General features: G+C 70.7%; 20 protein-coding genes. 8 read left to right on the top strand and 12 right to left on the bottom strand.

Annotation, left to right across the window (positions count from 1 at the left end):
* Window positions 1-23: 23 nt before the first annotated feature.
* From folK to murJ, 7 genes are all read right to left on the bottom strand, one after another.
* Window positions 24-491 (bottom strand): 2-amino-4-hydroxy-6-hydroxymethyldihydropteridine diphosphokinase, encoded by a 468-nt coding sequence (gene folK, locus EOINJALH_RS15440; protein WP_088281579.1) that lies wholly within the window; start codon window positions 489-491, stop codon window positions 24-26.
* The gene (gene pcnB / locus EOINJALH_RS15435) at window positions 488-2,086 is read right to left on the bottom strand and encodes a polynucleotide adenylyltransferase PcnB (RefSeq protein WP_088281577.1); all 1,599 of its coding nucleotides are present in this window, start codon (window positions 2,084-2,086) and stop codon (window positions 488-490) included. The genes folK and pcnB overlap by 4 nt, the downstream gene beginning before the upstream one ends.
* Window positions 2,083-2,751 carry an HAD family phosphatase gene (locus EOINJALH_RS15430; protein ID WP_088281575.1) on the bottom strand — a complete coding sequence of 223 codons (669 nt, stop codon included), beginning with the start codon at window positions 2,749-2,751 and terminating at the stop codon, window positions 2,083-2,085. The genes pcnB and EOINJALH_RS15430 overlap by 4 nt, the downstream gene beginning before the upstream one ends.
* Window positions 2,748-3,419 carry a DnaA regulatory inactivator Hda gene (gene hda / locus EOINJALH_RS15425; protein WP_088281573.1) on the bottom strand — a complete coding sequence of 224 codons (672 nt, stop codon included), beginning with the start codon at window positions 3,417-3,419 and terminating at the stop codon, window positions 2,748-2,750. Before hda ends, EOINJALH_RS15430 begins: the two co-directional genes overlap by 4 nt.
* Before the next feature lie 34 nt (window positions 3,420-3,453).
* Entirely contained in the window at window positions 3,454-4,512 is a 1,059-nt protein-coding gene (locus EOINJALH_RS15420; protein ID WP_088281571.1) for an AI-2E family transporter, read from the bottom strand.
* Between the two features lie 215 nt (window positions 4,513-4,727).
* Complete coding sequence (locus EOINJALH_RS15415; RefSeq protein WP_088281569.1) at window positions 4,728-5,594, bottom strand: SirB1 family protein; 867 nt, start codon at window positions 5,592-5,594, stop codon at window positions 4,728-4,730.
* Between the two features lie 10 nt (window positions 5,595-5,604).
* Complete coding sequence (gene murJ, locus EOINJALH_RS15410) at window positions 5,605-7,170, bottom strand: murein biosynthesis integral membrane protein MurJ (RefSeq protein WP_088281567.1); 1,566 nt, start codon at window positions 7,168-7,170, stop codon at window positions 5,605-5,607.
* 150 nt (window positions 7,171-7,320) lie between these two features.
* Between murJ and rpsT the strand changes: the two genes are divergently transcribed.
* Window positions 7,321-7,623, top strand: a complete 303-nt coding sequence (gene rpsT, locus EOINJALH_RS15405) for a 30S ribosomal protein S20 (protein WP_088281565.1) — start codon at window positions 7,321-7,323, stop codon at window positions 7,621-7,623.
* Between the two features lie 198 nt (window positions 7,624-7,821).
* Here rpsT and EOINJALH_RS15400 read toward each other — a convergent pair whose 3' ends face one another.
* Window positions 7,822-8,142 carry a DUF3579 domain-containing protein gene (locus EOINJALH_RS15400; protein ID WP_088281563.1) on the bottom strand — a complete coding sequence of 107 codons (321 nt, stop codon included), beginning with the start codon at window positions 8,140-8,142 and terminating at the stop codon, window positions 7,822-7,824.
* Between the two features lie 273 nt (window positions 8,143-8,415).
* Here EOINJALH_RS15400 and EOINJALH_RS15395 point away from each other — a divergent pair, with 273 nt between their 5' ends.
* Genes EOINJALH_RS15395 through EOINJALH_RS15375 form a run of 5 tightly spaced genes read left to right on the top strand, consistent with a single transcriptional unit; the run spans window position 8,416 to window position 13,101 of the window.
* Entirely contained in the window at window positions 8,416-9,600 is a 1,185-nt protein-coding gene (locus EOINJALH_RS15395; RefSeq protein ID WP_088281561.1) for an aspartate aminotransferase family protein, read from the top strand.
* Entirely contained in the window at window positions 9,597-10,529 is a 933-nt protein-coding gene (argF, locus tag EOINJALH_RS15390; RefSeq protein ID WP_088281559.1) for an ornithine carbamoyltransferase, read from the top strand. Before EOINJALH_RS15395 ends, argF begins: the two co-directional genes overlap by 4 nt.
* Before the next feature lie 22 nt (window positions 10,530-10,551).
* Complete coding sequence (locus tag EOINJALH_RS15385; RefSeq protein ID WP_088281557.1) at window positions 10,552-11,295, top strand: metallophosphoesterase; 744 nt, start codon at window positions 10,552-10,554, stop codon at window positions 11,293-11,295.
* Window positions 11,285-12,766, top strand: coding sequence for a bifunctional serine/threonine-protein kinase/universal stress protein (locus EOINJALH_RS15380; RefSeq protein WP_088281555.1), 1,482 nt, complete (start codon window positions 11,285-11,287; stop codon window positions 12,764-12,766). The genes EOINJALH_RS15385 and EOINJALH_RS15380 overlap by 11 nt, the downstream gene beginning before the upstream one ends.
* A complete protein-coding gene (locus EOINJALH_RS15375) occupies window positions 12,763-13,101 on the top strand; it encodes a YkgJ family cysteine cluster protein (protein ID WP_088281553.1) in 339 nt (112 codons plus the stop codon). The genes EOINJALH_RS15380 and EOINJALH_RS15375 overlap by 4 nt, the downstream gene beginning before the upstream one ends.
* A gap of 20 nt (window positions 13,102-13,121) precedes the next feature.
* On the opposite strand, the gene EOINJALH_RS15370 is transcribed toward EOINJALH_RS15375, so the two are convergent.
* Genes EOINJALH_RS15370 through EOINJALH_RS15360 form a run of 3 tightly spaced genes read right to left on the bottom strand, consistent with a single transcriptional unit; the run spans window position 13,122 to window position 15,443 of the window.
* Window positions 13,122-13,478 (bottom strand): FKBP-type peptidyl-prolyl cis-trans isomerase, encoded by a 357-nt coding sequence (locus EOINJALH_RS15370; protein WP_088281551.1) that lies wholly within the window; start codon window positions 13,476-13,478, stop codon window positions 13,122-13,124.
* A gap of 43 nt (window positions 13,479-13,521) precedes the next feature.
* Window positions 13,522-14,451, bottom strand: coding sequence for a tRNA glutamyl-Q(34) synthetase GluQRS (gene gluQRS / locus EOINJALH_RS15365; protein ID WP_088281549.1), 930 nt, complete (start codon window positions 14,449-14,451; stop codon window positions 13,522-13,524).
* Window positions 14,448-15,443: a LysR family transcriptional regulator gene (locus tag EOINJALH_RS15360; protein WP_088281547.1), complete on the bottom strand. Its 996-nt coding sequence runs from the start codon at window positions 15,441-15,443 to the stop codon at window positions 14,448-14,450. Before EOINJALH_RS15360 ends, gluQRS begins: the two co-directional genes overlap by 4 nt.
* Window positions 15,444-15,566: 123 nt before the next feature.
* Between EOINJALH_RS15360 and EOINJALH_RS15355 the strand changes: the two genes are divergently transcribed.
* Together EOINJALH_RS15355 and EOINJALH_RS15350 are read left to right on the top strand one after the other, a co-directional pair.
* Window positions 15,567-16,271, top strand: coding sequence for a pirin family protein (locus EOINJALH_RS15355; protein ID WP_088281714.1), 705 nt, complete (start codon window positions 15,567-15,569; stop codon window positions 16,269-16,271).
* 55 nt (window positions 16,272-16,326) lie between these two features.
* On the top strand, window positions 16,327-17,043 hold the full coding sequence (locus EOINJALH_RS15350) for a DUF599 domain-containing protein (protein WP_088281545.1): 717 nt from the start codon (window positions 16,327-16,329) through the stop codon (window positions 17,041-17,043).
* Between the two features lie 12 nt (window positions 17,044-17,055).
* Here EOINJALH_RS15350 and EOINJALH_RS15345 read toward each other — a convergent pair whose 3' ends face one another.
* Entirely contained in the window at window positions 17,056-17,400 is a 345-nt protein-coding gene (locus tag EOINJALH_RS15345; protein ID WP_234413871.1) for an acyl-CoA thioesterase, read from the bottom strand.
* Window positions 17,401-17,550: the final 150 nt, after the last annotated feature.

The raw sequence follows: 17,550 nt of genomic DNA, 5'->3' as shown, positions 1-17,550 counted from the left end.
CACGGAAGCATTGTAGGCGGGGCCTACAGCACGACGAGCGATTGACCTTGGGTGGCTGCCAGGTGGTCGGCGAGTCGGCCGAGGCCCGGCGCGTGCAGGCCCGGCGCCAGGTCGAGCAGGGGCCGCAGCACGAAGGCCCGCAGATGCAGGCGCGGGTGCGGCAGGGTCAGGGTGGGCGTCGCCCAGACCGTGTCGCCGTGCAGCAGCAGGTCGAGGTCGAGCGTGCGCGGGGCATGCCGGTAGGGCCGCTCGCGGCCGAAGTCGGCCTCGATCGCCTGCAGCGCCGCCAGCAGCGCCTCGGGTTCGAAGGCTGTGTCGAGCGCCGCCACCGCGTTGATGAAGTCGGGCCCGGAGGCATCGATCGGGGCGCTGCGGTACAGCGGCGAGGCGACGACCGGGCCGAGCGCGTGCAGGCGCTCGATCGCCTCTCGCACGGTGGCAGGCGCGTCGCCCAGATTGGCGCCGATGCCGACCCAGGCGCGCACGCTCATCCGCCCGCGCCCGCTGTGGGTTCCACGTTGCCGCCACCGCCGCCCGAGGGCTTGCGCCGGCGACGGCGGCGCTTGCGCGGGGCGGCCTCGCCGGCGGGCTCGGCGTCGCCACTGGTGCCGTCGTCGTCCTCGTCGTCGTGCGCCTCCGTCGAGGCGTCCGCCTCCTGGGTGGAGGTGGCCGCGGCGCGCGGTGCCGCCACCCGTCGCGGCGCCTGGCGCTGGGCTTCGCGCGCCGCCACCAGCAGGGCCTCCCGCTCGTCGTCGTCGCCGAGCGAGAAGTCTTCCCACCACTCGGCCAGTTCGGCGGGCACCTCGCCCACGTCGGCGCGCAGCCGCAGGAAGTCGAAGCCGGCACGGAAGCGCGGCTGTTCGATCAGCGACAACGCGGTGTTGGCCTGCCGGCGCTCGAAGCGGGTCTGCATCATCCAGATCTCGCGCATGTCGGCGCCGAGCTTGCCGCGGCCGGAGATGTCGCCCACGCGCGCGTCGAACACGGCGTCGATGGCCTGCTGCAGCGCGGGCACCAGGTGCTCGCCATCGGCCTGGCGCTGGCGCCAGCCGGCCAGCACGTCGTGCCACAGCAGGCAGGCCAGCAGGAAGCTCGGCGCCACCGGCTTGTCCTCGGCGACGCGACGGTCGGTGTCGGCCAGGGCCAGTTCGACGAAGGCCTCGTGCTGCGGCGTGCTGCGCTGCTCGTCGTACACCGCGTCGAGGATCGGGAAGACGCCGCGCAGCAGGCCCTGCGCGCGCAGCATGTCGATGCTGGACAGCGCGTGGCCGGTCTGCAGCAGCTTGACCATCTCGTCGAACAGGCGGGAGATCGGCACATTGGCCAGCAACGGCGCCAGCGACTGGATCGGTGCGCCCGTGCGCGGCTCGAAGCCGAAGCCGAGCTTGGCGGCGAAGCGGATGGCGCGCACGATGCGCACCGGATCCTCGCGGTAGCGCGTGGCCGGGTCGCCGATCAGCCGCAGCAGCTTCTTCTTCATGTCCGCGAGGCCGCCGTGGTAGTCGACCACGATCTGCGTCTCGGGGTCGTAGTACATCGCGTTGATGGTGAAGTCGCGGCGCGCAGCGTCCTCGATCTGCGGTCCCCAGACGTTGTCGCGCAGCACGCGGCCACTGGCATCCACCGCATGCGCCTGGCCGACCAGTTCGGCCTTGGACGTGCGCTCGTTGCCGCCGACCTGCGTCGCCTCGCTGGAGTCGAGGTAGGCGCGGAAGGTCGACACCTCGATCACCTCGTGGTCGCGACCGCGGCCGAAGATCACGTGCACCAGCCGGAAGCGCCGGCCGATGACGAACGCGCGGCGGAACAAGGCCTTCACCTGTTCGGGCGTGGCGTCGGTGGCGACGTCGAAGTCCTTCGGCCGCCGGCCCACCAGCAGGTCGCGCACTGCGCCGCCCACCACGTAGGCCTGGTGGCCCGCCTGCTTGAGCGTGTGCACGACCTTGACGGCGCGCTCGTCGACCAGGGCCGGGTCGATGCCGTGTTCCGACGCCGGCACCTCGACGCGCTGGCCCAGGGGGATGCGCTCGGGCTTGTCGGCCTTGGGCGGCTTGCCCAGCAGCTTGTCGATCAGACGCTTGATCATGGAAAGAGCCTCAGGATGCGCCAGCCGCGCTCGAGCGCGATCGCTTCGAGGGCGGGGCTGGGATGGGTGGCCACCGGTTCGCTGGCGCGTTCGAGCAGCGGCAGGTCGTTGGTGGAATCGCTGTAGAAGGTGGTGCGGGCGAAGTTGTCCCAGCGCTGGCCGAGCGATGTCAGCCACTGGTCGACGCGCGCGATCTTGCCGTCGCGGAACGACGGCACGCCGCGGATGCGGCCGGTGACGGCACCGGCAGCGTCGCGGTCGAGCTCGACCGCGATGAGGTGCGGCACGCCCAGCGCGTCGGCGATGGGCCGCGTGATGAACTCGTTGGTGGCGGTGACGATGGCCACGAGGTCGCCCGCCCGCTGGTGGCCGGCGATCAGCTCGCGGGCGTCGCGGGTCAGCTGCGGCGCCATCACCTCGGCCATGAAGCGCTCGCTGGCCTGCCGCTGCTCGGTGACCGGGCGGTGGCGCCACGGCGCCGTGGCGAACTCGATGTACTCGGCGATGTCCAGGCAACCGGCCTGGTACTGACTGTAGAACGCGTCGTTGCGGCGCTTGTGCTCGTCGGCGTCGACCCAGCCCAGCGTCACCATGAACTGGCCGAAGGCGTGGTCGGAGTCTCCGGCGATCAGCGTGCCGTCGAGGTCGAACAGGGTCAGGTTCACGGGGGGCCTCCTTCGACCAGCATCTTGCGCAGCAGCGGCACCGTCACGCTGCGGCGCTCGGCGAGTGCGAACTCGTCGAGCCGGTCGAGCAACCCCATCAGGTGCTTGAGGTCGCGCTGGAAACGTGTCAGCAGGTAGTCCATCACGTCGTCGGACAGGAAGATGCCGCGTCGATCAGCCTCGCGCCGCAGCGCGGCGCGGGTGTCGCCTTCGCCCAGGGGCTGCAGCGCGAACACGTGGCCCCAGCCCAGGCGCGTGCGCAGGTCGTCGCGCAGGGGCAGGTCCACCGGCGGCACGCGGCCGGCCGCGGCCCACTGCACGCCCTGCGTGCCGGCCTCGACGAACAGCGCGAACGCCGCCTGCTGGCGATCGGCGTCGAGTGCATCGCAGTCGTCCACCACCACCAGCGTCCAGGCGGGGCAGAACGACCAGGGCAAGGCGTCGCCGGCATTGAACCAGCCGATCTGCTCGCCCTGGCCCTGGCGCTGGGTGGCCAGGGCCTGCAGCAGGTGCGACTTGCCACTGCCCGATGGGCCCCACAGGTACACCGGCGCGGCCGGCAGCGACAGCGTGCGCAGGTGCAGCACCGCCTGGGCATTCGGGCCCACCACCAGGCTGTCGAAGCTGGCCTGCTGGGGCGGCGTGATCGCGAGCGGGAGCTGCTTCATCGCGGCCCTGCCTGGACGGGATCGGGGACGGCGCTCATTCGTACAGTCGGCTGGACAGGTAGGCGGCGCGCGCGCGCCGCAGGGCCACCACGGCCAGCGCGCTGACCGGCAGGGCCACCAGGATGCCGACGAAGCCGAACAGTTGGCCGAAGGCCATCAGCGCGAAGATGACTGCCAGCGGCCCCAGGCCGATGCGTTCGCCGACCAGCCGCGGCGTCAGCACGAAACTCTCGAGCAACTGGCCGACGCCGTAGATGGCGGCCACGACCAGCACGCCGCCCAGCGTGCCGAACTGCAGCAGCGCGGCCAGCAGCGCCATCAGCAGCCCGATGCCGAAGCCGACGTAGGGGATGGCGATGGCCAGGCCGGTGAACACGCCGACCGGCAGCGCCAGGTCGAAGCCCGCCAGCGCCAGCGCGCCTGAGTAGTACACCGCGAGCACACCCATCACCAGCAGTTGGCCGCGCAGGTACTGTCCCAGCATGTCGTCGCACTCGTCCAGAAAATCGAACGCGCTGGCCCGCAGCCTTGGCGGGACCATGGCCTGAGCCTGACGCACCAACTGCGGCCAGTCGAGCAGCAGGTAGAACAGCACCACGGGCACCAGGATGGCGTTGCCCACCACCGACAGCAGCACGCTGCCGCCCAGGCGGGCCGAACTGAGCGCTGCCACCAGCCACTCGTCCATGTTGGCGTCCAGCAGCTTGGCCAGCGCCGCCTTCAGGCTGGTCACGTCGAGCTTGACCTGCAGGCCGAACTGTTGCAGCCAGGGCGACAGCGTCTGATCGAGGCGGTCCAGCAGCGGCGGCACCTGCGCCTTGAGCAGCGGAAGTTCCTTGACCAGCACCGGCACCAGCAGCAACAGCACGGCCAGGACCGCCAGCAGCGCCAGTGCCTCGACCAGCACCACGGCCAGCACGCGAGGCCACCGGCGGGCGGCCAGTTGCTCGACGACCGGGTGCAGCACGTAGCTCAGCACCGCCGCCACCACGAAAGGGGTCAGCACCGGCGCCAGCAGCCACAGCAGCAGCGCGGTCACGAGGCCGAGGGCCAGCCAGGTCAGCGTCTGTCGTTGGGTGGGCGTGAGCGTCATTCGTCGGGCGTTGTCGCGCCCCGGCGGGGCGCCATGGGCCCCGGGTCCGCGGCGCCGGCCAGCGGCAGGGCGCGGTGCGCCAGGGCGGAGCGGCCCGCCTCGGGGCACGTCGCGCGCATTGTAGAGGCCACCCTCGAGTCAACGATGGGCCGTTCCCGAGTTGACTAACCCCCTCGGGGGGGCGGACGACGTATTTCGTCGGCCTGGGCGCGCGCTCAATGCAGGCGAGGTGAGCCGCTGCGCCGCAGTTCCCGCGCCCGTTCGGCCAGCGCGAAGGCGTCGTCGGCGCCGGGCTGCAGGGCAAGGTACGCCTCCAGATCGGCGGCGGCCTCTACAGGGCGACCAAGTTCTGCCCAGGTCAGGCCGCGGTCACGCAGTTCCTCGGCGGCACTTGGCAACAGCACCACCAGGCGCTGCTGCACGGCCAGCAGGCGAGGCCAGTCTTCGCCGGTGCGGTGGATCTCTTTCAGGTTGCGCAGCATCCGCGCCAGCACGTCGCGCGGCGGCGCGGCCTGCAGGAACAGGCCGAGCGGCGTCTCGAAGTCACCCTCCAGGCCGTGGCGCTTGCGGTAGGGCCCGAGGCGCTCGTCCAGGTCGTCGCGCGACAGCGAGCGGCCATTGAACGGGTCGATGACCACCTCGCCCTGGGGCATGCGCAGCTTGACCAGGAAATGGCCCGGGAACGACACCCCCTGGGCCGTCAGGCCGATCTGACCTGCCAGTTCGGTGTACAGCAGCGCCAGGGTGATGGGAATGCCCCGTCGCGAGGCCAGCACCTCGTGCAGGTAGCTGTTGCGGCGGTCGTAGTAGTCGTTCAGGTTGCCGGCGAAACCGAGTTCGACGAAGAAGAAGCGGTTCAGCGCGCGCAGACGCTGCAGGGCCGAGGCATCGGCCGGCAGGCGGCGCTTGAGCCGCTCGGCCAGAGCATCGATGTCGGCCAGTACGGCCTGCGGGTCGAGCCCCGGGTCGTCGTCCTGCGCGATCGTGATGGCCGCTTCCAGCAGCGCGAAGCCGGAGTCCTCGGCCACCAGGGCCGCGAAGTACTCCAGCGCGCTCGGAACCAGCAGCGACAGGCGCTTCATGGGCGCCAGTCTAGACCCGACGGCGCATCAACTGGCGCAGGTCGAGCCCCAGCAGCCGCAGCACGCCGAAGTACAGCGCGGCCGACGCGGACAACGCCGCCACCATCGCCCCGGCGCGGACCGCTTCACGCGCGCCCAGCGCGACCCAGTCGACGCGGTCCGCGGCCACGGCCATGCCGGCGCCCATCACCGCAGCGGCGACCACCACGCGCCAGGCCAGCGCGGCCCAGCCCGGCAGTGGGCGATAACTGCCTCGCCGGCGCAGGCCCCACAGCAGCCAGCCGGCGTTGACGCAGGCAGCCAGTCCGATGGACAGCGTGAGCGCCGTCACGCCCAGCCACGGCACCAGCACCGCATTGAGCACCTGGGTGAGCACGAGCACGCCGATGCCGATGCGCATCGGCGTGCGCATGTCCTGCTGTGCGTAGTAGCCCGGTGCCAGCACCTTCACGGCCACCAGCCCCAGCAGACCGACACCGTAGCCCATCACCGCGGCCGAGGTCATCTGCACCGCCGTCGTGCCGAAGGCGCCGCGGTGGAAGAGCACCGCCACCATCGGCAGCGCGAAGACCAGCAGCGCCACCGCGCAGGGCAGCGCCAGCACCAGCACCAGGCGCAGGCCCCAGTCCATCAGCGCCGAGTAGCCGTCGGCGTCGTTCGTCGCCCGCGCCGCCGACAACTGCGGCGTCAAGACCACGCCGAGTGCCACGCCCAGCAGGGCGGTCGGCAGTTCCATCAGCCGGTCGGCGAACACCAGCGTGGAGATCGCCCCTTCGCCCAGGTGCGAGGCGATCTGGCTGTTGATCATCAGCGACAGCTGCGCCACCGACACGCCGATCAGCGCCGGACCCATGCGACCCAGCATCTGGCGCACGCCAGGGTGCGACCACGAGCGCCGCAGCCCGCCGGGCGTCAGCGCGATGCGTGGCAACATGCCCGCCCGCAGCAGTGCCGGCACCTGGATCGCCAGTTGCACCACGCCGCCGAGCATCACGCCCAAGGCCAGCGCATACACCGGCTCGATGCCGTGCCGCCGCAGCAACGGCACGCCGACCAGCGCCGCGCCGATCACCGACAGGTTCAGCAGCACCGGCGTGAACGCCGGCACCGCAAAGTGCCGCCAGGTGTTCAGGATGCCGGCGGCCAGTGCCACCATCGACATGCAGCCGATGTACGGGAACATCCAGCGCGTCATCACCACCGCCGCCTGCGTGGTGTCGGGCGCAAAGCCGGACGCCAGCAGCCACACCAGCAGGGGTGCGGCCACGACGCCGGCCACGCAGGTGGCCAGCAGCACCCAGGCCAGCACCGAGGCGACCGCGTCGACCAGGTGGCGCGTGGCCTCGTCGCCCTCGCTGGCCCGGGTGGCGGCCAGCAGCGGCACGAAGGCCTGTGAAAAGGCGCCTTCGGCGAAGAGCCGCCGCAGCAGGTTGGGGATGCGAAACGCGATCTGGTACGCGTCCATCATGGCCGAGGTGCCGAAGTAGTGGGCACCGATCTGGTCCCGCACCAGCCCCGTGATGCGCGACAGCAAGGTCAGCGCCGAGACGGAGAAGACGGCCTTGGACAGATTCATCGGTCGCGCGGGAGGGTCCTGTGGCAGGCCCTGTGACGGCCGGGGTGCCGAATTATAGGGAGCGTGCGTTCCGTGCCCGAAGGACCACTTGGAGAGGATTGCCGAACTGCTATACTCATCGTCTTTGCCTCATCCGGGAACAGCACCACAATGGCTACCGCCTCCAAAGCCAAGAAGAAGACCGTCCGCCTGGCATCCGGCCGCAAGCGCGCTCGCCAGGACGTGAACCTCAACGCCGCCAACACCTCGCTGCGTTCCAGGTTCCGCACCGTCGTCAAGAACGTGCAGAAGGCCGTTGCCACCGGCGACAAGGCCAAGGCCGCCGATCTGTTCAAGACCGCCCAGGCCGTGATCGATTCGGTCGCCGACAAGGGCATCTTCCACAAGAACAAGGCCGCTCGCCACAAGAGCCGCCTGTCGGCCAAGATCAAGGCCCTCGCAGTCGCGGCCTGATCCAACTCCGGATGAAGGCACAAGGGCCCGCTCGCGGGCCCTTCGCCATTCAGGGGCCCGCTCGCGGCCCCTTTGGCGTTCAGGGGCCCGCTCGCGGCCCCTTTGGCGTTCAGGGGCCCGCTCGCGGGCCCCTCGGCGTTCATAGGTTCGCTTGCGAGCCCTGCGGAACCTGTGTGCGCCTGCAGGCGGAGCCCAGCGTCACTTGTCTGGCGGCACGTCGGGGAGCAGGCAGGCCTCGACGACCTGCAGTTCATTGTCGCGGGCAAAGTGCATCACGAAGTCCCAGGCCATCGGCTCGACGCTGCGCAGCGCCTCGTTGACGATCACGCACTTCACGCCGTCGATCACACGCGGAATGCAGTAGGGCGAATAGCCGATGTGGGCGCCGATGCCGGTGCCTTTGGGCCGGAAACTCGACAACGCCCCGGCCAGCCGCTCGGCCCAATCGCTGGGACGAAAGGCGCGCCCTTGGCGTGTGATGCCCTGGATGAAGAACTCGCGCGGTTTGGGGGTGCTCATGCGCTGGGATGCGGGAACGAGGGGCTCAGGGCCGACCGGCAGTTCTACCCGCCGAAACTGGCGCTGCTCTGACGTGGAGCGTGGCACCGTGGCCGGTGCCACACGGGGCAATTGCTGCGCAGCAGCATACATGGTCGCCCTCCTGGCGTGCTCGACCCCAGGTTTTCGGCTGGCACGGGCACGCCTTTAGAATTCATGCCCCGGGCCGTCGTGGTGCCATGGTGGCACCCAACGGCCCTTTTTCTTGGATCTGCGCACACACGGAGCCCGTCGATGACCTCCCACCTGATGAACACCTATGGCCGACTGCCCATGGCGCTGTCGCACGGCCGAGGCTGCCGAGTGTGGGACACCGAGGGCCGCGAATACCTGGACGGCCTTGGCGGCATCGCCGTCAACACCCTGGGCCATGCCCACCCGCGCCTGGTGCCGGCGCTGCAGGATCAGGTCGCCAAGCTGATCCACTGCTCCAACTACTACGCCGCACCGATGCAGGAGGCCCTGGCGGCCAAACTGTGCGAACTGTCCGGGCTGGACGCGGTGTTCTTCTGCTCCACCGGCCTCGAGGCCAACGAGGGCGCGCTGAAGATCGCCCGCAAGTTCGGCCACGACCGCGGCATCGACCGGCCGGAGATCATCGTCTACGAGAAGGCCTTCCATGGCCGCTCGATCGCCACGCTGTCGGCCACCGGCAACCCCAAGGTGCAGAAGGGCTTCGAGCCGCTGGTCGAGGGCTTCGTGCGCGTGCCGTTGAACGACCTCGAGGCCGTGCGCGAGGTGGCCCGCACCAACCCCAACGTGGTGGCCGTCTTCCTCGAGACCATCCAGGGCGAGGGCGGCATCAACCCGACGCGCATCGACATCCTGCAGGGCCTGCGCCAGATCTGCGACGAGCGCAACTGGCTGCTGATGCTCGACGAGGTGCAGTGCGGCATTGGCCGCACCGGCAAGTGGTTTGCACACCAGTGGGCCGGCGTCGTGCCCGACGTGATGCCGCTGGCCAAGGGCCTGGGCTCGGGCGTGCCGATCGGCGCCATCGTGGCCGGCCCGCGCGCCAAGGACGTGCTGCAACCCGGCAACCACGGCACCACCTTCGGCGGCAACCCGCTGGCCATGCGCGCGGGGATCGAAACCTTGCGCATCATGGAAGAAGACGGCCTGCTGGCCAATGCCGCGGCCATGGGCGAGCGCATCTGCGCCGGTGTCGCCGAGGGCCTGCGCGGAGTGGCCGGCCTGAAAGAGATCCGCGGCCAGGGCCTGATGATCGGGATCGAACTCGACCGGCCCTGTGGCGACCTGCTGCTGAAGGCCGCCCAGGCCGGGCTGCTGATCAGCATCACCGCGGACAGCGTGATCCGCCTGCTGCCGGCGCTGATCCTGTCGGCCGACGAGGCCGACGAGATCGTCGCCCGACTGGTGCCGCTGGTGCGGGATTTCCTCGCGGCTCCCCAGCCATGAAGCCGGGCCCGAGCCTCATGAAGCACTACCTGCAGTTCAAGGACCTGCGCGCCGAAGAGTACGCCTACCTCTTCGAGCGCGCCCGCATCATCAAGACGCGCTTCAAGAACTACGAGCGCTACCAGCCGTTGGCCGACCGCACGCTGGCGATGATCTTCGAGAAGGCCAGCACCCGCACCCGCGTGAGCTTCGAGGCCGGCATGTACCAGATGGGCGGCTCGGTGGTGCACCTGACCACCGGTGACAGCCAGCTCGGCCGCGCCGAGCCCATCGAGGATTCGGCGCGCGTGATCAGCCGCATGGTCGACCTCGTGATGATCCGCACCTACGAGCACACCAAGCTCGAAGCCTTTGCGGCGCATTCGCGGGTGCCGGTGATCAACGGGCTGACCAACGAGTACCACCCCTGCCAGATCCTGGCCGACATCTTCACCTACATCGAGCATCGCGGCTCCATCCAGGGCAAGACGGTGGCCTGGGTGGGCGACGGCAACAACATGGCCAACACCTGGCTGCAGGCGGCCGACATCCTGGGCTTCACGCTGCACGTCAGCACCCCCAGCGGCTACGAGATCGACCCGAAGATGGCGGGCGTGTCCAACCCCGACTGCGTCAAGATCTTCCGCAACCCCTTCAGCGCCTGCCAGGGCGCCCACCTCGTGACCACCGATGTGTGGACCAGCATGGGTTACGAGGCCGAGAACGAGGCCCGCAAGAAGGCCTTCGCCGACTGGTGCGTCGATGTGCAGATGATGGCCACGGCCCAGCCCGATGCGCTGTTCATGCACTGCCTGCCGGCCCACCGCGGCGAGGAGGTGGCCGCCGAGGTCATCGACGGCCCGCAATCGGTGGTGTGGGACGAGGCCGAGAACCGGATGCACGTGCAGAAGGCCCTGATGGAGTACCTGCTGATCGGTCGCATCGGGTGACGGCGCGCGAACGGGCCGCCCGATGAAGACCGCGCTGCTCGCCGACCTGCACGCCAACCGCGAGGCCGTGGAGGCCGTCATGGACCATGCCCGCGCCCAGGGCGCGCAGGCCTGGGTCTTCCTGGGCGATTTCGTCGGCTACGGGGCCGACCCCGGCTGGGTGGTCGACCTGGTGCGCGATCACGTGCAGCGGGGCGCCCTGGCCGTGCAGGGCAACCACGACGAGGCGGTGGTGCGCGGGGCCGGGCCGAGCATGCGCCCTGATGCGCGCTACGTGGTCGAGTGGACCCGAGCGCACCTGGATGCCGGGCAGATCGACTTCCTGGCCGGGCTGCCGTTGGTGCAGCAGCGAGGCGATCACCTGTACGTGCACGCCAACGCCTGGAACCCACCGGCCTGGGAATATGTTCTCGGCCGAGCCGAGGCCCAGCGCAGCCTGGCGGCCACGGGCTGCCGCTACACCTTCTGCGGCCACATGCACGGCCCGCGCCTGTACAACCTGTCGGGCGCCGGCAAGCTGGGTGATTTCGTGCCCACCTCCGGCATGGCCATCCCCGTGCCCCCGCACCGCCAATGGCTGGCCATCCCCGGCTCGGCCGGCCAGCCGCGCGACGGCAATCCAGCCGCGTGCTATGCGATCTTCGACGACGACGCGGGCATGCTCACCTTCCACCGCGTGCCCTACGACCACGATGGCGCGGGCGCCAAGATCCTGGCCGCCAAGCTGCCGCAGCGCCTGGCCACGAGGCTGGTCGATGGACAGTAGCGAGCCTGGCGCGCCGACGGCGTCCGGTGCGCTGGCGCCCGGGCGGGTGATTGATCGTTTCCAGCTCGAGGAGCGCCTGCACATCGGTGGCATGGCGCACCTGTGGCGCATCAGCGAGGTCAACCATGCCGGTGACTGGCGCTTGCCGCTGATCATGAAGGTGCCGCGCATCAAGGGCGGCGAAGATCCGGCCAGCATCGTCGGCTTCGAGGTCGAGCAGATGATCATGCCGGTGCTGTCCGGCAGGCACGTGCCCAAGTTCATCGCGCAGGGCGATTTCGTGCGCCAGCCCTACATCGTGATGGAGCACATCGAAGGCGCCTCGCTGAAGCCGCGCCTGGATGCGGCGCCGCTGCCGCTGGACGAGGTCGTCGAGATCGGCTCGCGGGTGGCGGTTGCCCTGCACGACCTGCACCGCCAGCACGTGGTGCACCTGGACATCAAGCCCAGCAACATCCTGTTCCGCAAGGACGGCACGGCGGTGCTGGTCGACTACGGGCTGTCGCGGCACGACCACCTGCCCGACCTGCTGGAAGAGGAGTTCACGCTGCCGATGGGCACCGGCCCCTACATGTCGCCCGAGCAGGTGCAGCACGTGCGCAACGACCCGCGCAGCGACCTGTTCGCGCTGGGCGTCATGCTGTACCACTTCACCACCGGCGAACGGCCGTTCGGCCAGCCGGAGACCGTGCGCGGCCTGCGTCGGCGCTTGTGGCAAGAGCCGGTGCCGCCGCGGGCCTTGCGGCCCGATTGCCCGCCCTGGCTGCAGGAGCTGATCCTCAAGTGCCTCGAGGTCAAGCCCGAGCGGCGCTACCAGACCGCTGCGCAGGTGGCCGCCGACCTGCAGGAGCCGTCGCAGGTGGTGCTCACGCCGCGGGCCGAGGCAGTGCAGAAGAGCGGCAGCGTGCGCAACTTCAAGCGCTGGTTCGTCGCGCTGGGGGCCGAGCCGTCGCGCGAGACCCAGCCGGTGCGCGAACAGCTCGCCCGCAGCCCGATCGTGATGGCCGCCGTGGACATCGACAACGCCGCGGCAGAACTGCTGGACAAGCTGCGCGAGCATGTGCGCCGCATCCTGCTCACCGAGCCCGGCGCACGGCTGGCCTGCGTCAGCGTGATGCGCGTCGCGCGCATCGGCATGGACGACCTGGTCGACCACGAGGGCAAGAGCCGCCATGTCAAGCAACTGGTCGCACTCAAGCACTGGGCGCGCCCGGTCAGTCGCGCGCTGCAACTCGACGACGGCCGGCTCACCTTCCATGTGCTCGAAGCCCCCGACGCCGCGGCGGCGCTGGTCGATTTCGCGCAGCGCAACCAGGTCGACCACGTGGTGATGGGCGCCCGGGGCAGTTCGGGGCTGCGCCGTTACCTGGGCAGCGTGTCCTCGCAGGTGGTGGCGCAGGCCACCTGCACCGTCACCGTGGTGCGCGCCGATCGGATGGCCGATGGCGACACCAGTCCGCCGCCGGCATGAGCGACGACGACAACGCCTGCCGGCGCTGCGGCGCCTGCTGTGGCAGCTTTCGGGTCGACTTCGCGCGAGACGAACTGCAGAGCGAGGGCGGCCAGGTGCCCGACGGCCTGGCCGTCGACCTGCACGGCGGCCTGTGCCGCCTGCGGGGCACCGACCACTCGCCGCCACGCTGTGCCGCGCTCACCGGCACGATCGGGCAGCGGGTGGCCTGCGGCATCCACGAGTGGCGGCCATCGCCCTGCCGGGAGTTCGGCCTGCGCGCGCCCTTCGGCTTCGGCGACGAGGCCTGCGCGCGCGCCAGGGCCCGGCACGGGCTGCCGCCGCTGCCGGGCTGAGCAGCCGGCAGCGGCAGGGATCAGACCGCGATCAGGTCGACCTCGAACAGCAGCGTGGCGTTCGGCGGGATCACACCGCCGGCGCCGCGGGCGCCATAGCCCAGGTCGGCCGGGATCTGCAGCAGCCGCGTGCCGCCGACCTTCATGCCCTGCACGCCTTCGTCCCAGCCCGCGATGACCATGCCGGCGCCGAGATTGAAACGGAAGGGATCGCCGCGGTCCTTGCTGGAATCGAACTTGGCGCCGCGGCCATCGGACTTGCCCGGGTCGTACAGCCAGCCGGTGTAGTGCACCGTGACCTGGCGCCCGGCCTGGGCCGGCGCGCCGTCGCCGGCGCGGGTGTCTTCGTACTGGAGTCCGGAGGCGGTGGTGATCATGGTGCGGCGCGTCCCGTGGTGTGGAGTGGATGGAAGGCGCGCATCATGCCACCACCCACCGCTCGCGCCAGGCCAGCGTGGCCGCGGCCAGCCACTCGGGCACGGTTGCGGCCTCGAGCGCGGGCAGACCAAGGATGCGCCCGGCCACGCGCAGCAGATTGATCGGTCGAGTCGTTTCCAGGGCCTGGGCGCCGTTCTGCTTGGACAGCTTGTGCCCATCGGCGCCGCGCACCAGCGGCAGGTGCAGGTAGCGTGGTTGCGGCAGACCCATCAGGCGCTGCAGGTGGATCTGGCGCGCGGTGTTGTCGGCCAGGTCTTCGCCCCGCACCACGTCGGTGACGCCCTGGTGGGCATCGTCCACCACCACGGCGAGCTGGTAGCTCCACAGCCCGTCGGCGCGGCGGATGACGAAGTCGCCCACTTCGCGCGCCACGTTCTGGCGCTGGCGCCCGAGTCGGCGGTCCTTCCACGAGATGACCGCCTCGATGCCACCGCACACCGTCAGCACGCGGGTGGCGCGCGCGGGCTTGCCCTGCAGCCCGCCGCGGCAGGTGCCGGGGTACACGCGCTCCTCGAAGCGCTCGTGCAGCAGCCCCATCGAGACCATCGCGTCCTCGATGGCGCGGCGGGTGCACCCGCAGTCGTAGGTCAGGCCCAGGCGCTTCAGGCGCTCGAAGGCGGCCTGGTAGGCCGTGCCACGCGCCGACTGGCGCAGCGGCTCGTACTCGTCGGGCACCAGCCCGCAGGCGGCGAGCTGGGAGAAGATCACCTCCTCGGCGCCCGGCACGCAGCGGGGCAGGTCGACGTCCTCGATGCGCACCAGCCAGCGGCCGCCATGGGCCCGTGCATCCAGCCAGCTGCCCAGCGCGGCCACCAGCGAGCCGGCATGCAGCGGGCCGGTGGGCGACGGCGCGAAGCGGCCCACGTAGGGCGGTCGGGCACTGGCCTTCGCTGGCAGCGGGGCCGTGGTCATTCGAACCCCAGCCCCTGCGTGTCGAGGTGCCGGTCGAGCAGGGCACGGCGGGTGGCGGGGCTTTGCAGTTGCTCGAGCCACCACTGCAGGGCCATGCCCTGCGCCGCCTTGCGTGGCTGGCCGACCGAGGCGGTGCGCCAGGCGTAGCCGAAGCGCGCCGGCGGCCGCGACCGGTGCACGGCCTTGACCACCAGGCGCCCAGCGCGGATGTGGCTGCGCGCCAGCGGCTCGGGCACGAAGCCGCAGCCCAGGCCGCGCGCCTGGGCGTCGATCTTGCCCTGCATCGACGACACCGTCAGCACGTCCTGGCCGGGCAGCAGGTTCACGGTGATCGGCGACAGGCGCTGCGCCGAATCGGCCACCGCCACCGCGCGGTGCGACAGCAGCAGTTCGTCGCTGATCGGCTCGCCGGCCCTGGCCAGCGGGTGGTGCGGCGCCACGGCGAAGACGAACTCGACCTCGCCGAGCGGCTGCATGTCGATGCCGGCGTGCGTCGGACCCGAGCCCATGTTCACGCCGATGGCCAGGTCGGCCTGGCCGGTGATCAGCGCCTCCCACAGGCCGGCCAGGATCTCGGTGCGCAGGCGCAGGCGGGTGCCCGGCGGCTGCTCGTCCAGCGTGCGCAGGTCGTAGAAGCCCTCGACCAGTTCGAGGACCGTCGTGCGCGACATCACGCCATCCACTGCGATCGTCAGCGCCGATTCCCAGCCGGTGGACACGCGCCGCACGCGGTTGGCCACCGCGTCCATCTCGGCCAGCAGGCGCCGGCCTTCGTCGAGCAGCTCCTGGCCGGCGGCGGTGAGCCGGGCCTGGCGCGAGCGGCGGTCGAACAACAGCACGTCGAGGGCGTCCTCGAGCTGGCGCACGCTGTAGGTCAAGGCCGAGGGCACGCGGCCCATCTCGCGCGCCGCCCCGGCGAAGCTGCCGGTGCGGGCGATGGCGTCCATCATCTGCAAGGCATCGGGCGTCAGGGCATTGCGGCGGGTGGACATGGGCGGGCGTGTGGGGCAGACCTTCATCTTATTTGAACGCCGTCCACAGGGGGCCTCGGGTCCCGAGGCGCGGAGGCCATGCGACGATGGCTGCGCTTTGCCGACACGCTGGAGACACCCACCATGATCACCCTGCGCCGCGCCGACGAACGGGGCCTGGCCGACCTCGGCTGGCTCGTGAGCCGCCACAGCTTCTCGTTCTCCGACTACCACGACCCGGCCCACATGGGCTTCGGCAACCTGCGCGTCATCAACGAGGACCGCATCGCCCCGGGCACCGGCTTCGGCACGCATGGTCACCGCGACATGGAGATCGTCAGCTACGTGCTCGAGGGCGCGCTGGCCCACCGCGACAGCATCGGCAACGGCACCGCCATCGTGCCCGGCGAGGTGCAGCGCATGACCGCCGGCACCGGCGTGCGGCACAGCGAGTTCAACCACGCCGAGCAGGCCACGACGCACTTCCTGCAGATCTGGCTGCTGCCTGCCGCCGCCGGTCTGGCTCCCGGCTACGAGCAGAAGGCCTTCGCCCCCACCGAGCGCCGCGGCCGGCTGCGGCTGGTGGGGGCCCCAGACGGCCGCGACGGCGCCGTCACGCTGCACGCCGATGCCCTGCTGTACGCGGGCCTGTTCGATGGCCCGGAGTCGGCGCGCCTGGTGCTGCCGCCGGGCCGGCTGGGCTACGTCTTCCTGGCCCGCGGCATGCTGACGGTCAATGGCCGCGCGCTGTCCGAAGGCGACGCGGCGGCGTTCGACGGCGAGCCGGCGATCGAGCTGTCGGGCGGACAGGGTGCCGAGGTGCTGGTGTTCGAACTCGCGCCGCGCTGAGCGGCTCCCCGGCGGCCGCCGCCGCGCGGGTGCAGCCGGGCTACAGTGCCAGACCATGAACTCGCTGATCGCGCTGCTGACCCTGTTGCCAGCCCTGGACTGGGTGGCGGTGGCCCTGTTCTTCGGCGGTTGGACGGCCTACGCGATGTTCGCGCGGCGGCGGGCCGGCGTGGCGCCCTCGATACTGGCCACCACCAACCGCTGGCGCTGGCACTGGATGCTGCAGACCACCTGGCGCGACAACCGCATCGTCGATTCGGCCGTGCTGCAGAGCCTGTCGGCCAGCCCGGCGTTCTTCGCATCGACCACCATCCTGATCATCGGTGGCCTGCTGGCGGTGCTGGGCACCACCGAGAAGGCCAGCGAGTTCGTGCGCGAAATCCCGTTCGCGGCACGCACGTCCACCTTGGTGTTCGACCTCAAGGTGGGCCTGCTGGCGGCCATCTTCATCTATGCCTTCTTTCGCTTCACCTGGAGCATCCGGCAATACAGCTTCGGCGCCATCCTGGTGGCCGCTGCGCCGGACGCCACCCAGTTCAGAGACGACGAGGCGGCGCGGGTGGCCTTCGCCGACCGTGCCGGCCGCGTCATGGGGCTGGCGGCCGAGACCTTCAACGATGGCCTGCGCGCCTACTACATGGCCTTCGCCGCGCTGGCGTGGTTTTTCTCGGCCTGGGCCTTCATCGCGGCGACGGCGCTGGTGCTGTGGATCCTGTACCGCCGCGAGTTCCACTCCGAGGTGCTGGTGGCCCTGCGCGAGGGCCTGCAATAGGCGGCCGGCGCCTCAATCGCGCGGCACCGGCCGTGGCTTGCCGTCGGCGTCGATGGCCACGTAGGTGAGGCTGGCCTCGGTGACCTTCACCACCTGCAGGTCCGCCGGGTTGCGCTCGGCATACACCTGCACCTGCACGGTGATCGAGGTCTTGCCGACGCGCGAGATGCGGGCGTAGAAGCTCACCAGGTCGCCCACCGACACCGGCTGCTTGAAGACGAACTCGTTGACCGCCACGGTGGCGATGCGGCCACGGGCCAGGCGCGAGGGCAGCACGGCGCCGGCCATGTCGACCTGGGCCATCAGCCAGCCGCCGAAGATGTCGCCGTTGGGGTTGACGTCGGCGGGCATCGGCATCACCCGCAGCACCAGTTGGCTGCCATCGGGCAAACTCGACAGGCCGGTCCAGCTCGATCGGCCTTCGGGGAATGTCTCATCGGTCATGGGACGGCAGCCTCGTGGGTGTCATGTCGAGCCCGATTCTTTCACGCCCCTTTCCGTCCACCA

The sequence above is a fragment of the Ideonella sp. A 288 genome (assembly GCF_002198735.1).
Lineage (GTDB): Bacteria > Pseudomonadota > Gammaproteobacteria > Burkholderiales > Burkholderiaceae_C > Pseudaquabacterium.
Note: the sequence above shows the minus strand (reverse complement) of the source record. Positions and strands in the feature narration are given on the sequence as shown.

Excerpts from the sequence above, each read along its gene's own strand:
- folK (WP_088281579.1), bottom strand. The coding sequence starts at position 491 with ATGAGCGTGCGCGCCTGGGTCGGCATCGGCGCCAATCTGGGCGACGCG.
- pcnB (WP_088281577.1), bottom strand. The coding sequence starts at position 2,086 with ATGATCAAGCGTCTGATCGACAAGCTGCTGGGCAAGCCGCCCAAGGCC.
- hda (WP_088281573.1), bottom strand. The coding sequence starts at position 3,419 with ATGAAGCAGCTCCCGCTCGCGATCACGCCGCCCCAGCAGGCCAGCTTC.
- EOINJALH_RS15420 (WP_088281571.1), bottom strand. The coding sequence starts at position 4,512 with ATGACGCTCACGCCCACCCAACGACAGACGCTGACCTGGCTGGCCCTC.
- EOINJALH_RS15415 (WP_088281569.1), bottom strand. The coding sequence starts at position 5,594 with ATGAAGCGCCTGTCGCTGCTGGTTCCGAGCGCGCTGGAGTACTTCGCG.
- murJ (WP_088281567.1), bottom strand. The coding sequence starts at position 7,170 with ATGAATCTGTCCAAGGCCGTCTTCTCCGTCTCGGCGCTGACCTTGCTG.
- rpsT (WP_088281565.1), top strand. The coding sequence starts at position 7,321 with ATGGCTACCGCCTCCAAAGCCAAGAAGAAGACCGTCCGCCTGGCATCC.
- EOINJALH_RS15400 (WP_088281563.1), bottom strand. The coding sequence starts at position 8,142 with ATGAGCACCCCCAAACCGCGCGAGTTCTTCATCCAGGGCATCACACGC.
- EOINJALH_RS15395 (WP_088281561.1), top strand. The coding sequence starts at position 8,416 with ATGACCTCCCACCTGATGAACACCTATGGCCGACTGCCCATGGCGCTG.
- argF (WP_088281559.1), top strand. The coding sequence starts at position 9,597 with ATGAAGCCGGGCCCGAGCCTCATGAAGCACTACCTGCAGTTCAAGGAC.
- EOINJALH_RS15385 (WP_088281557.1), top strand. The coding sequence starts at position 10,552 with ATGAAGACCGCGCTGCTCGCCGACCTGCACGCCAACCGCGAGGCCGTG.
- EOINJALH_RS15380 (WP_088281555.1), top strand. The coding sequence starts at position 11,285 with ATGGACAGTAGCGAGCCTGGCGCGCCGACGGCGTCCGGTGCGCTGGCG.
- EOINJALH_RS15375 (WP_088281553.1), top strand. The coding sequence starts at position 12,763 with ATGAGCGACGACGACAACGCCTGCCGGCGCTGCGGCGCCTGCTGTGGC.
- EOINJALH_RS15370 (WP_088281551.1), bottom strand. The coding sequence starts at position 13,478 with ATGATCACCACCGCCTCCGGACTCCAGTACGAAGACACCCGCGCCGGC.
- gluQRS (WP_088281549.1), bottom strand. The coding sequence starts at position 14,451 with ATGACCACGGCCCCGCTGCCAGCGAAGGCCAGTGCCCGACCGCCCTAC.
- EOINJALH_RS15360 (WP_088281547.1), bottom strand. The coding sequence starts at position 15,443 with ATGTCCACCCGCCGCAATGCCCTGACGCCCGATGCCTTGCAGATGATG.
- EOINJALH_RS15355 (WP_088281714.1), top strand. The coding sequence starts at position 15,567 with ATGATCACCCTGCGCCGCGCCGACGAACGGGGCCTGGCCGACCTCGGC.
- EOINJALH_RS15350 (WP_088281545.1), top strand. The coding sequence starts at position 16,327 with ATGAACTCGCTGATCGCGCTGCTGACCCTGTTGCCAGCCCTGGACTGG.
- EOINJALH_RS15345 (WP_234413871.1), bottom strand. The coding sequence starts at position 17,400 with ATGCCGATGCCCGCCGACGTCAACCCCAACGGCGACATCTTCGGCGGC.